Here is a 12,817-nt window from a genome sequence, read left to right as displayed (position 1 = left end):
TTTTTTTGCTATTTTATCATTTCCTATTCATGCATAAATCACAATCCTATTATTTAACCATCCCTTGTGTATCAAACCTTTCTAAAAGATTAGTCACTCATTTTTTATTCATAAATTATTAAAGTTGGGACAAGATAAAAGAGGAAAAACTCAAAAACCTCTTTCAATTTTCGACAAAAACTATTATATTTAAGTTGTCGTAAGACGTTAGAAGTCTGACGACGTTTCGCTAAAAACATAAAGAAAAGGTGGAGACTATGAATTTCCTTTGGGGTCTATTAGGTATTGCGTTTATCTTTTTGGTAGCGTTTTTATTATCTAGTAATAAAAAAGCAATCAAACCTCGTACTATATTAGTCGGCTTAGCCATTCAAGTTCTATTTGGATTTATCGTCTTAAAATGGAACGTTGGTCGAGCAGCTTTAGAAAAAGTAACAACTGCTGTACAAAATGTTGTAAATTACGCAAATGAAGGGATTTCTTTCTTATTTGGTGCACTATCGGATGCAACTCAGCCTACTGGGTTTATCTTTGCATTTAATGTACTAACATTAATTATTTTCTTCTCTTCTTTAATTGCGGTTCTATACCATTTAGGAATTATGCAGATTATCATTAAGTTCCTTGGTGGCGGATTATCAAAATTACTTGGAACAAGCCAAACAGAATCATTATCTGCTGCAGCAAATATTTTTGTTGGTCAAACCGAAGCACCGTTAGTTATTCGACCATACTTACCGAAAATGACAAGATCAGAGCTTTTTGCTGTTATGACAGGTGGATTAGCATCTGTAGCTGGTTCAGTACTATTTGGGTATGCAGCTTTAGGTGTACCAATCGAATATTTATTAGCAGCAAGCTTTATGGCCGCTCCAGCCGGATTAATTATGGCTAAAATGATTATTCCAGAGACGGAAAAGACGTCAACAGCTGAAGGCGTTGCGATGGAGAAAGATAAAGATACAGTTAACGTAATTGATGCAGCAGCTCGCGGAGCATCTGATGGGTTAAAGCTTGCACTAAACGTAGGAGCAATGCTACTTGCATTCATCGCACTAATTGCATTGTTAAATGGAATTTTGTCTGGAATTGGAAGCCTTTTCAACCTTGAAAACTTTACACTTGACACGATTTTAGGATTTGTTTTTGCACCGATTGCGTTTGTCATTGGTGTTCCTTGGAGCGAAGCAGTACAAGCAGCTGGTTTCATTGGACAAAAGTTTGTATTAAACGAGTTTGTAGCTTACTCTTCTTTCGCTCCACAAATTGATCAGCTTTCTGATAAAACAGTTGCTGTTATCAGCTTCGCACTATGTGGATTTGCTAACTTATCTTCACTTGCTATTTTATTAGGTGGATTAGGCAATATGGCGCCAAGCCGTCGTCCAGAAATAGCACGTTTAGGTTTCCGTGCTATTCTTGCCGGAACGTTAGCTAACCTATTAAGCGCAGCAATTGCAGGTATGTTTATTTAATAAAAAAGAAGCTAAGACATACTATTTTAGTCAATAAAATATCCGAGCTATCGCAAGTGAGATACTTCGATAATTCGGATATTTTTTGTTGATTTGGAAAATAATTTTCAAAAAAATAACGGAATGGAACGAACTTACTAAAACAGTTAGAGCGTAGTAACGTCGTAATTCTTCTTTAGAGAAAAAACTACTTTTTTATTTTCCAACCTTAAATTACATCATCATGATACATAAATTGTTTATCAATAATATGTTCAATGTAAATTGTCGTTAAGTCACTTTTCTTAACATGAGCAACAATCAAACCTAACGGATCTCCAATTGTAAAGCTCGTACCATTATGAAATGTAAGCAGTTTTTCATCGAGATGAAGAACGCGCTTATAGATTTTTTCTCTTTCAATATCAGTCCTCTTTTTGGATGCTTCTGTCGTTGAAAACAAGACGATAATTTCATTTCCTCTCACTTGTGTACGGTACACAGCTCTCACTCCTTATCGACAATCTACTTAATAATAAACAGAATTTTTCGATATCTATTTTCATTATACCTCTAAAACAAAGATTAGTAAATACATCCATAATATTACAGAAACCTAAAACCCTTATGTATATTAGTAAAAAAGCACTCTTTGTATCGCGTTTACTTTGCGATGAAAAGAGTGCTCTTCTCCTGTTACAACCTTATTGCTTTGCCTCAGTTAACTGCTGTTCACAAGCTTTTAAATCCGCCATGCACTTTTGAAGAAACTCCTCATCTACACCTGTTGCATTTGCTTGTGCTGCTTCTAACTCTGTGCGTGCGTTCGCTAGAGCTTCTGTTGCTTCACTAAGCTGTTGCGGACTCATGCTCATTGTTGCAGTTCCAATCATTTTTTGCGCTGATTGAATAGAAACTTGAGCTTGTTGTAAATCATTATAACCTGTCGTTACGTCTTGATTTAAAAAGTTATCCATTCATAAAACACCTCCTATGGATAGGATAAAACAAGACGAAAAAAATTATACAGAACTACTTTTTCGTTAATAGTTCTCCGTACTTTTTAATTTTCTCTCCTACCGTACACTCATTAATACAAAACGATTGCGCATAGGTTTTGCCCCGCTCTTTATTAAACGTTTTTTTTACAAAGCAGTCATTGCAATAGTAATCTAGAAGCTCTGTTACTTCTTCTAACACTTGCTTTCTTTCCATGCTGCATCTCTCCATTTCAATTAATACCTATATTCGTTTTCGACTAGATATGGCAATTCCTTGTAAGGCTTGTGTTGCAAGCTGGTCGGCTTCTTCATTATCCTTACGTGAAATCGGTTCATAAATTGGTTTAATTCCTAATTCTTGTAGCTTATCTTCAATGCGGTCTAAATATTTATTAAAGGTTTCTTCAAAGCAAGGCCATTCACCTGCTAACTGGTTTAACACAACTTGTGAATCTCCTTTAAAGGTCACTTGAATATGATGAACTCCCATTTCTTCTAGCTGCTGTACTGCAAAATAAAAAGCCGCATATTCCGATTCATTATTTGATTCAATTTGCTCAAGCTGCGTATTAACTCGAATGCGCTGTGAGAAACCGTTTTGCGTAAAGTAAATAACAGCACCGAGACCTGCGGCTTGCAGGTCATGATGAAAGCCCCCATCAAAATACACTGTGATGTCATGAGGCTCCGTTTGAACTTCTTCAAACAGCTTCTTGGCTTCTTTTACAGTCCAACGTTGTCCATCTTCACTAATCAAATAAATTTCCTTTGTACGCCCAGTTCTTTCCAAGTCGCCTATGATAATAAACGCTTCGTTTGCATCTGTGAAATCAGAGTAAAACGTCAGTTGCTTTTGTTTGGATGATTTGTAGTGCCATTCAATTTGAAATTTCATCTTTCCAGTTCCTTTCATGGGCAATTTTTGAATACCGCACGTAAACTTTTCTACTTTTTTGTATTTTATCACTCATCTTGTCTTTTCATGACAATTATTATCGCGATTTTACTGTAGTTAGCACTAAATTTTTTTATGGTACAATAGAGTTGATTTAATTGCAACTTATCTGATTAACTAAGCTATATTGGAGTGATCACTATGATAGAAGTATACATTGACGGTGCCTCTGCGGGAAATCCCGGTCCATCTGGCGCGGGAATTATTATAAAAGGTAACGGGGAACACCACCGTTACTCTATTCCCTTGCAAGCGATGAATAATCATGAAGCTGAATTTCATGCTTTAATAAAAGCATTAGAGCTTTGTTTAGAAAAGCAGTATACGATGGTTTCTTTCCGAACCGATTCGCAGATTGTAGATACAGCTATGAACAGAGAATATGTAAAAAATAAAGCTTTTCTTCCTCTCCTCGAAAAAGCGTTAACTCTCTCCAAACAAATTGATTTATTTTTTATTAAGTGGGTTCCAAGCAGCGAAAATAGCGGAGCTGACCAGCTTGCTAGAGAAGCTATTCATCAAAAAGAAGCAGGACTATAAGCTCCTGCTTCAAATCATTCCGGTCTGTTTTAGCACTTGCATCGCCTGTTTTCTCGTCTTTACCTTTTGTGCTGCAAGTTGCTCTAGCAGCGCAACAAAAAAGCTACCATCGAATTCTTTTTGCATTTTTAAGGTCCATTCAATCGAAAAAATAACCATTTCATCCGGCATTTTTGTATATTGCTGACCAAACGCAATAAAACCCTTTGCATCTTCTTTTAAAGAAAAGCCTTTTTCCTCAAGATAAAGAAGGTATTCTTCTAAGGAGTTTACCAATTTTGTCACGATCCGATCCCATCCTTTATAAAGGTTCCCTCTTTATCTTAGCGTATTTATAAAAATTTGACCATTACTTTTCACCAAGCAAATAGCCAACTAATCCTATAGTGACACCTAGGAGGGCACCTGCAAGCACTTCTGCCGGCTGATGTCCAAGCATCTCTTTAAGCTTCTGTTCAGTTAAGTCATGAAAGCCTTTATCGGGAAGACCGGCTAATTTTTCAATTTCTTCATCTAACGTATTTACCTTAATGGTAATTTCACCAGTTTGTCTTCGAATCCCTTGTGCATCATACATAACAATAATTCCAAACACAGTCGCAATTCCGAATTCAATGCTAGAAATACCTTTGGTTAACCCGACGTAGGTAGCCAGAGAAGAAACCCCTGCAGAGTGAGAACTTGGCATTCCACCCGATGCCCCTATCATCGATATGTCCCATACACCTGTTTGATATTTCTTAATAGGAATTTTTAATGCCTGTGCTAACAATATTGAAGAAAGTGACAAGCCAATACCTTTGTTCAACATTCTCACCTCTTTTACTATTGTGTAAAAAAGAAAATGCCGGAAACATTCACTCGCATCATGAATGTTTCTGGCATTTTCGACGCTCACTATGACTTAGTGATTGTTTTTCTTAGAAGCTTTTTTAGAAGCTTTCTTTTGTGCTTTATTATTCATCTTTGCTGATTCTACCTCAGCATAAGAACCAAATTCTTGGTTATATTGGTTGTTTTTAGCACTTTTAGAAGCTTTAAGCTTTTGGTTAGAAGAATTGTTTTGATTTTGTTGTACATTGAATTCAGATGCAAATTCTTCAGCATGTGCACTGTTTGCTTTCTTTGCAGCTTTCGCTTTTTGAGCTTGGTTTGATTTAAACTCAGAAGCAAATTCTGTGTTATGCTTTTGTTTTGCATTGTTATTACGCTGCGCATTTGCATTACCTGATTTTGTACGTCCCATTACAATCTCCTCCTTTGTTTGTACCTTGTTGGTACATTCATTAGTATGGATCTGTTTTGAAATCAAATACTTCGAAAAATAAGGTAACACCGGGAGCTAATGGGCAATTTCCCTCTTGTTTCAATTCAATAAAAAATGAGAGCTGCCATTAGAAAGCAGCTCTCATTTTTTTAATTATTTAAACGCTGAACGTATTCTGCAACCATTTCTTTTGTTACAGACTGACGTGTTGGTACGATTCCATTATTTTTTGCAAGCTCATTAATTTGAGCCGTCACCGCATTAATTGTATCCGTTGAAAATTCTTTGCCTTCTTTACAGAGAAGCACCGCTGCTTCGATTGCTTGCTCACGCATTGTATCTAGTCTGACAAATGCTTTAACAAGTTCATGCTGTTTCTTTGAATGCTCTGATATTGCTTTGTGTACGCTCATTTTTGTTCCTCCATTATGTAGTAAGCTGTTGTGCTAAGAATAAGTTAATATCTTCGAGGCTAGGGTCTTTATGGGGCAAGTTACTTAGCTCCCTTTTAAAATGAGGGAGCTTTGTTTCAAGCAAGGCTTTTATTCCTTTTACCTCACTACTTGTTAAGTGTACAAGCTGTTTTTTAGCATCGCTAAGCTTTGTCATTATCGACACTAAAGAATCATCTTTGAAGCCGTTAACAAGCTCAAAAAACGACGTAGGCGGTAATTTCTTATCTTGAATTAAAAGCGTTAGTGCCATATATGCTCTAGCCATATGAAGAACAACTTTTATATCCTCTATTGTAACAGAAGATTTCAGATTTCTTTTACTATTTTGATGCAAAAGTTTAAAATAATGAAATCCAAGCGCTTTTAGCGAATACTGTTTCTCCATCATAAGACATACCTTTTCGCGAAACTCTTTCACATTGCGATAGTAAATTGATGAATGTATCCATTCATAAAGAGAAGGATTTGATTTTGTAAAAAGATGCAGTGCTTTATACACGTCCCACCCTTGAATATCATAATGTTTATCTATGCTTGTAATGACGTCTTTAGGTCGATATAGCTCAAGGTAGCGTGGGTATTCGTATTTATAAATAAATCGTACATCATAATCACTAGAAGGCGTATGCAGCTCATACGCCCTGCTCCCTGCTTCACACGCAAACAAAATCGTGACATTATGTTGTTTTTCAATTGAATTCAGTATCTCTTCTATATGATCGTTCATCTTATGTCCTTTCAGTTTGATGAGCTACCACGATATCATTGAGTGTACCAATTGTATGATTTAGCGCTTCAATTGGAAAATCTGCATTAACCACTGTTTGAAGCTGTTTATAATAATCATACCATTCTTCTAAAAGCGCCGGCTTATACATTAAAACAAATGCATGAATTTGTTCACTGTAATGATTTTGGAGCTTTACTTGTTCGCTGCGCACATAATCATCAAGCAGCGGCTCAATTTTAGCTTTTAAAGCTTCATGCATTTTAGCTTTTTCATTTTTTTCAAAAAAGCTTTTGCTGTTTTTATAAAGAGCTAAGTCCTTCTGAAATAGTTCGAGATTTTCAAACAAACAGCGACTAACCATCGCACTGCCACTTTCTACAGGAATATCTGGAAGGGCAGGGTGAAACGTTGGTTCATAGCGTTGTAGCTGCCTCATATTCGTTTGATTCCACTCTTTTGTTAAGCGTTGGATATACGTTTCTAAACGTAGCGTTGTCGCTTGAATTTCTTGGGTAACATCAAATGCAACTGCTTGTAAAAGCTGATTAAGACATGCCGCCAACTGTTCTTTCTTATTTCCTTTATCGTCTCTAAGCGTTGCTGGGTTAAACGACTCCTTAAAGAAATCATCATAGCGCTGTAAAACACGCTTCTTGACATAGAAGAGAAGCTCATCGCTTTCCCTTTCTAGCTGCTGTTCTTCATACGTAAATGTCATTTCTGAAACCTTGGCAGAAATTTGTTGATCTTTAATGTGAAGAGATTGCAAATAGCGCTGTTTTTCAACCGCAGATTTTGTTTGAACACCTTTAATTTCATTCATCACGGCAAGTGCTTGATTGAATTCTTCATAAACGGATGCAACTGCTAGCTGAGTTAGCTCATCTGTAATGAAATGATAAAATGGCTTTTGAAAAGCTTTAAACATCGTATCATTACGATTTGTTAACGCCTGTAAGCTTGAAATTGGATAGAGACGTGGAAAGCGAATACCATACTCTTCAAGCTGTGTTTTTACATAATTTTGTACAAGGGTTAGCTCTTCATCAGACTGAGCTAGATCTGCTGCATTGAGTAAAAAGAACATCTTATCTAGTGTAAATACATCTTTTACACGACCAAGCTGAATTAAAAATTCGCGGTCTGCTTTTGAAAACGCATGGTTATAGTACGTAACGAACAAGATAGCATCAGCATTTTTAATATATTCAAACGCAACGCCCGTATGGCGAGCATTAATGGAATCAGCACCTGGTGTATCAACAAGCGTAATTCCCAGCTGCGTCAGCTCACAATCATAGTACAGGTTAATATGCTGTACGAAACAAGCTTTCTCTTCTTTAGCTACGTATGCCTCAAATTCTTTAATCGTAACCGTCACTTCAGAACCCATTACGTTCTTAACATCCTCATAGCCTTTTATCACCGCTTGTAGAAATGAGAAATGCAGCTGGTTTTCTTCTTTCACAGTTAATTTTGGCAATAATTCACTTAGCTCTTCTACGTCTGAAATAGTATGTTTAAACAACTCTAGAGAACTGTTAATATCAGCTACCAGTTGATCCATCGTTTTCATAAGAACTACCACTGTCCGATGAGGATAGTCCTTTGTAGGAGGCATAATTTTGTTAATTGTTGCCGTTGTAGGGTTCGGTGACACAGGCAATACTTTTTCACCAATTAACGCATTAGCAAAAGACGACTTTCCAGCGCTAAAAGCTCCAAATAGTGCTACTGTGAACGTTTGGTTTGCAAGCTTATGACGTTTTTCCTTCAAGCGGCCAATAAACTTTTCAAGCTGTTTAAATGTAGAAAGCACCTTTGTCGACTCATCAATATCTCGAATAACTGCATCGACTTTGGTTTTTGACTGAATGTCTTCCTCTACAGCAACAACTTGTTCTGATTTGCCTGTAGCTGGAGGTGCTTTTACCTCAACCATTGTTCCTACTTCGATTTCTTCTTGTAATAAGTCTAACAGTTTTACCATTTCCAATGGTTCAAGAGGTCTTAAGATATTTAGCTTGTGTGTTAAATCTTGTCGCAAGGCTTGAAGATGCTGCGCAGATCTTTGAACTTGCTCGTAGCCCTCAATAATTCGTTGTTCTTTCACTAACGACTGTTCAATATTTTGCAGAAGTCGTTCTTCTTCTTCTTTCTTTACTTGTTCAATTTCTGTATACAGTTCAGACAGAATACGATTGGTATTTTTCTTAATCGCATCTACTACATCTTTTGTATAAGTAAGGACGTACTCACCGTTAATAGTTGCCCCTGTCTTCACAGCATCCACTAAGTCATGTGGCTCAAACGGTACTTCAAACTGTTGAATGCTAGCCAATAGAGAAGAATCTACGAGCTCTTCATCTTGAATGAGCTGCTGCATATACTGCTGCAAGTGCCACTGCAGCTCTGTTTGAACACGCTCTTTCACATCTTCATAAAAAGCTGTTAGCCGTTCTTTTTTTTCTTCTTCTGTTTTCTTTTTTGTAAACCATACCCCTACTTTAAAGTCTGGCTTGGTTGTTTCTAAAAATGCCTTTGCTTTCTCTCGCATCTCATAAGGAGCTAAATTCGCATTGTTCATAATTTTAGCTGTTTCATTTTGATACGTCGTATAAAAAGCTGTGCGTTTATGTAAGATCAGTTCTTTCTTCGCTATAAGCTCGGTTGCTTCTTCCTTTGCAATTTGATATTCATTTGGACGAAGCTGTGAACGAATATCATCATATTCAAGAAGACTTTCTTCTTCACTGCTTTCTGCAAACTGCATGTGATCTTCTACTACCATTTTCATGGAATCCATAATATGTTGATCTCGATTTTCTTTTTTCTCCATCATTGTGTGCAGATGCTTCTTTAAAACAGCTAATTCATTATAAGAGGATTGCTTATCTTTTAAAGACGTATAGAAAATCCCTTTTGGCCGTACATTCCATTTTAAAAACGCCTCTTCTACAGACTCTTTAAATTCTTGGAAAGTAAGCTGATCGTCTCGGTGCTTATCAACTTGGTTAATAATTAAGAACAAATCTTTATTGGCATCCTGTAACTCTTTTGTAAAGTGGAAATTGAGCTCTGCCTGTACGTGGTTATAATCCATTACGTAAAAAATAACGTCCGCAAGATGAAGAGCAGACTCGGTTGATACACGATGAGCATCATCGGTCGAATCAATTCCAGGTGTATCCATAACAACGATTCCTTTTGGAATTGCTTTCGTTTCAATCGAGAGATGGATAGACTCTACTTCGTCACCATCAACACAAAATGATTTAATTTGTTCATACTCGTATGGTGCTTCATAACGTACTGGCTTTTCTTTTCGGTAATAAACGGTTGCATGCTCTTCACCAGCCTTAACAGACACCAAGTTAGCACTTGTCGGAATTGGGCTTGCAGGCAAAATTGTTTGCCCCATGAGCTCATTAATCATACTCGACTTCCCTGCTGAAAAATGACCGCAAAATGCAATAACAAATTCTTCTTTTTCTTGTTTTCTTAACAACTGAATAACTTTTTCTGCTTGCTTTTCATCTCCAGCATTTATAAAAGCCTCATGTAAATAATAAAGAGAGGATTGTAGAGTTTTATACTTTTGATGCTGAACGCTTACTTGAGACATCCCTTTCGACTCCTTTTGTTAGGCACTTACAATCGTGCACATACTCCATTTCTGCTACTTATTCCTCTTTTCATTTTACTTGATTTTAAAGCGTTTTCCTATAAAAAACTGAATTTTCCGCTTGCTCATTAGTAAGCTATGTACTATGCGACTAAAAGAACACTAGCCACCTCTCAAATTAAACTTGAAAGATGGCTAGTGTCAAATAAACTATAACTCAAATTGAATAATCTTCTGGTATAAAGACTTTGAGCTGTTTAGGACGAATATAAACCTGTTTACCTATACTAAGTTGTAAGAACCTAAAACGTTCTTTCGAAATTTCAGCTTCTAAAAATTCGTCAAACCCTTCACGCTTTAATTCAACTTGAACAATCGGCCCTACCATGTGAATATGACTAATAGTTGCTAAAACCGTATCTTCACTGACCTTTTCGTTTTCAATTTCAAGATCATGAGGACGTACATATCCTACCGCTTGCTTTGCATCACAGTTCATATATTCTGGGACTTCTAATTCGAAATCACCTTGTATTAATTTACCTTTATTGAATGTACTCTTGCAAGCAATATCCAAAGCAGCTCGTGCAGCAGACAAGTTTCTTCAGTAGACTGATAGATACTCGTTTGAATTTTGAAACAATTTATATTATATATTATTTGCAGTTACCCTATATGTCAAGTAGGAATTTATTTTTCGTTTTTTCAAACCAAAAAAACTGCCAAATACTTGGCAGTTTTTATCTATGCTTGAACAACAGCAATTTTATACACGCTGTGCTTTTTCAATATTTTTCATGACATACGTTGCCATACCCGTACACGTTACGAACGTTCCAATTACAAAAAGACTAACCATTATGTCCACCACCGTTTCTTATTGATGAAATTGATAATCTTTATCAGCTACTTACAGTCTATCACGAAAGATAATCATTTTCAATTAGTTTTCTGATTTTTTTAACTGTGGCATAAAACGTAGCTTTCCATCCATGGCTACCTCGTAGTCTGTATAGAGCTTCAGCGCTTCTTCTTCTTTTGGAATACGAACCGAAAGCATCCACATGTTTAATAAACTAAATACAATAAGCGTTAGATACGCTTGAAATAAAAGCGGAATTAAAAGAAATTCCAGCGTGACAATCGTATAGTTTGGATGCTTGATGTATCTGTAAGGTCCCTTTAATACAACGGGAGCTTTGGGCATTACAATAATTTTAGTATTCCAATACTTCCCTAATGAGGCGATAGCCCATACTCTTCCCAGTTGCACCATTAGAAATAAAGTCGCAAATACCCAAAAAGAAGATGAAAAAGAATAGTCTACAAGCTGCATTTCTACAAGCAACGCTACAAAAAAAGCAGCATGCATGGATACCATCCATTTATAATGGTTGCTTCCTGCTTCATATCCACCATTTTGCTTCATCCAGGCCTCGTTACGCTTTGCAATTATAAGTTCTCCTAAACGTTGTAAAATAATCAATGCAAAAATGGTATAAATAAACATGTTATTCCCTCCACTGAAGTAAAACGAGCTCCGAGCTAAAACCTGGTCCAAGCGCTGTTAAGACGCCGTATTCTCCGCTTGGAATTTTTTCTTTCATGAATCGATCCAATACGTACAAAACGGTTGCTGATGACATGTTCCCATGATGTTTTAACACATGAAGAGAGTGGTCAATCATTGAGTCTTCAAGTGAAAGCGTAGATAGATAAGCTTCTAATACCTTCTTCCCACCAGGATGTGCTACGAAATGTCGCAAGTCTTGCGTCGTTAAATTATGACTCGCTAGAAATGTTTGGACTTGATCCCCCAGCCAAGAATCAATAATCGTTGGAATGTCTTTTGAAAAAATAACATATAAACCGTCGTTTCGAATATCCCAGCCCATAACATCCTTAGAATCTGGCATTAGAGTAGACTGAGTATGTAATGTTGCTGGCAGCGTGTCTAATTTTGAAGCGGTCATATCCGATTCATCTCCTGCAATTAAAGCAGCTGCTACTCCGTCAGCAAACAAAGATGTACCAATCAGATTGCTTTTTGAACGATCATTACGCTGAAATGTCAGGCTACAAAGTTCAATTGAAAGCACAAGTACCTTTGCTTTTGGAAACGCTAAGCAATACTCATGTGCTCTTGATACACCTGAAGCTCCTCCTGCACAGCCAAGGCCCCAAATTGGAATACGCTTCGTGTGAGGTGAAAAGGGAAGCTCGTTCATAATCCTGGCTTCAATACTCGGTGTTGCAAGCCCGCTAGTAGAAATGTAAAAGATTGCATCAATTTCTTCATAGGGGACATTCCCAGAAAGGTAAGCTGAATTCGTCAAGCAATTTTCAACAGCTTTTACGCCAAGTTCAATTGCACACTCAATAAATGCATTATTTTTCTCTTCAAACGTGTGGTCTTCTTGAAACCACTTCATCCCTTTAGCAAAGTGCCTGGTTTCAATTTGACCATTTTCAAATACCGTTAACAAGCGATTAATGTCTCGAAATGATTCGGCAAATAGATCCTTTGCAAACTGTGCAGTATCCGATTGCTTCAGCTCATATGGAGGTATACAAAATCCAGTTGACATAATTTTAGGCATGCGTCTCACCTCTTTAATTCGTTATGTATACCATTTGTAATTTTTTAGAAATTTATTCTCAATAAAAAATAAAAAAGCTTTTCCATAAGATATGGAAAAGCCTCGTTTTGAAGAAGTTTTATTTGTTGCGCACACGTTTAGTATAACGTATTTTCCTTAGTATTGAACATGAAATTTTTGGTTTTTGTCT

At 36.7% G+C, this 12,817-nt stretch carries 15 protein-coding genes; 2 read left to right on the top strand and 13 right to left on the bottom strand.

All coding sequences use genetic code 11. The features are described from left to right. The first annotated feature begins 257 nt into the window (after window positions 1–257). Window positions 258–1,475 carry a NupC/NupG family nucleoside CNT transporter gene (locus NIZ91_07525; GenBank protein USY56495.1) on the top strand — a complete coding sequence of 406 codons (1,218 nt, stop codon included), beginning with the start codon at window positions 258–260 and terminating at the stop codon, window positions 1,473–1,475. A gap of 208 nt (window positions 1,476–1,683) precedes the next feature. Here NIZ91_07525 and NIZ91_07520 read toward each other — a convergent pair whose 3' ends face one another. The 4 genes from NIZ91_07520 to NIZ91_07505 form a co-directional block, all read right to left on the bottom strand. Continuing rightward, window positions 1,684–1,956, bottom strand: coding sequence for a hypothetical protein (locus NIZ91_07520; GenBank protein ID USY56494.1), 273 nt, complete (start codon window positions 1,954–1,956; stop codon window positions 1,684–1,686). A 202-nt stretch (window positions 1,957–2,158) separates the two neighbouring features. Further along, window positions 2,159–2,431 carry a DUF2564 family protein gene (locus NIZ91_07515; protein ID USY56493.1) on the bottom strand — a complete coding sequence of 91 codons (273 nt, stop codon included), beginning with the start codon at window positions 2,429–2,431 and terminating at the stop codon, window positions 2,159–2,161. A gap of 55 nt (window positions 2,432–2,486) precedes the next feature. Then, on the bottom strand, window positions 2,487–2,669 hold the full coding sequence (locus tag NIZ91_07510; protein USY56492.1) for a zinc-finger domain-containing protein: 183 nt from the start codon (window positions 2,667–2,669) through the stop codon (window positions 2,487–2,489). 27 nt (window positions 2,670–2,696) lie between these two features. Next, complete coding sequence (locus tag NIZ91_07505) at window positions 2,697–3,350, bottom strand: ribonuclease H family protein (protein USY56491.1); 654 nt, start codon at window positions 3,348–3,350, stop codon at window positions 2,697–2,699. A 201-nt stretch (window positions 3,351–3,551) separates the two neighbouring features. On the opposite strand from NIZ91_07505, the gene NIZ91_07500 reads away from it, so the two are divergent. Further along, window positions 3,552–3,950, top strand: a complete 399-nt coding sequence (locus NIZ91_07500; GenBank protein ID USY56490.1) for a reverse transcriptase-like protein — start codon at window positions 3,552–3,554, stop codon at window positions 3,948–3,950. Window positions 3,951–3,959: 9 nt separating this feature from the next. Here NIZ91_07500 and NIZ91_07495 read toward each other — a convergent pair whose 3' ends face one another. The 9 genes from NIZ91_07495 to NIZ91_07455 form a co-directional block, all read right to left on the bottom strand. Further along, complete coding sequence (locus tag NIZ91_07495) at window positions 3,960–4,235, bottom strand: DUF6123 family protein (protein USY56489.1); 276 nt, start codon at window positions 4,233–4,235, stop codon at window positions 3,960–3,962. Window positions 4,236–4,299: 64 nt separating this feature from the next. Beyond that, window positions 4,300–4,758 (bottom strand): divergent PAP2 family protein, encoded by a 459-nt coding sequence (locus tag NIZ91_07490; GenBank protein ID USY57113.1) that lies wholly within the window; start codon window positions 4,756–4,758, stop codon window positions 4,300–4,302. A gap of 96 nt (window positions 4,759–4,854) precedes the next feature. Further along, a complete protein-coding gene (locus NIZ91_07485; protein ID USY56488.1) occupies window positions 4,855–5,196 on the bottom strand; it encodes a hypothetical protein in 342 nt (113 codons plus the stop codon). Between the two features lie 170 nt (window positions 5,197–5,366). Then, window positions 5,367–5,630 carry a YpbS family protein gene (locus tag NIZ91_07480; protein USY56487.1) on the bottom strand — a complete coding sequence of 88 codons (264 nt, stop codon included), beginning with the start codon at window positions 5,628–5,630 and terminating at the stop codon, window positions 5,367–5,369. 13 nt (window positions 5,631–5,643) lie between these two features. Beyond that, complete coding sequence (locus NIZ91_07475) at window positions 5,644–6,399, bottom strand: nucleotidyltransferase domain-containing protein (protein USY56486.1); 756 nt, start codon at window positions 6,397–6,399, stop codon at window positions 5,644–5,646. 1 nt (window position 6,400) lies between these two features. Next, a complete protein-coding gene (locus tag NIZ91_07470; GenBank protein USY56485.1) occupies window positions 6,401–10,027 on the bottom strand; it encodes a dynamin family protein in 3,627 nt (1,208 codons plus the stop codon). A 217-nt stretch (window positions 10,028–10,244) separates the two neighbouring features. After that, window positions 10,245–10,625, bottom strand: a complete 381-nt coding sequence (locus tag NIZ91_07465) for a TOBE-like domain-containing protein (GenBank protein USY56484.1) — start codon at window positions 10,623–10,625, stop codon at window positions 10,245–10,247. 345 nt (window positions 10,626–10,970) lie between these two features. Continuing rightward, the gene (locus NIZ91_07460; GenBank protein ID USY56483.1) at window positions 10,971–11,537 is read right to left on the bottom strand and encodes an isoprenylcysteine carboxyl methyltransferase; all 567 of its coding nucleotides are present in this window, start codon (window positions 11,535–11,537) and stop codon (window positions 10,971–10,973) included. A gap of 1 nt (window position 11,538) precedes the next feature. Beyond that, window positions 11,539–12,627 carry a type III polyketide synthase gene (locus tag NIZ91_07455; protein ID USY56482.1) on the bottom strand — a complete coding sequence of 363 codons (1,089 nt, stop codon included), beginning with the start codon at window positions 12,625–12,627 and terminating at the stop codon, window positions 11,539–11,541. Between the last annotated feature and the right edge of the window lie 190 nt (window positions 12,628–12,817).

Source organism: Bacillus sp. 1780r2a1, from assembly GCA_024134725.1.
In the GTDB taxonomy this organism is placed as follows: Bacteria; Bacillota; Bacilli; order Bacillales; family Bacillaceae_H; genus Priestia; species Priestia aryabhattai_A.
Note: the sequence above shows the minus strand (reverse complement) of the source record. Positions and strands in the feature narration are given on the sequence as shown.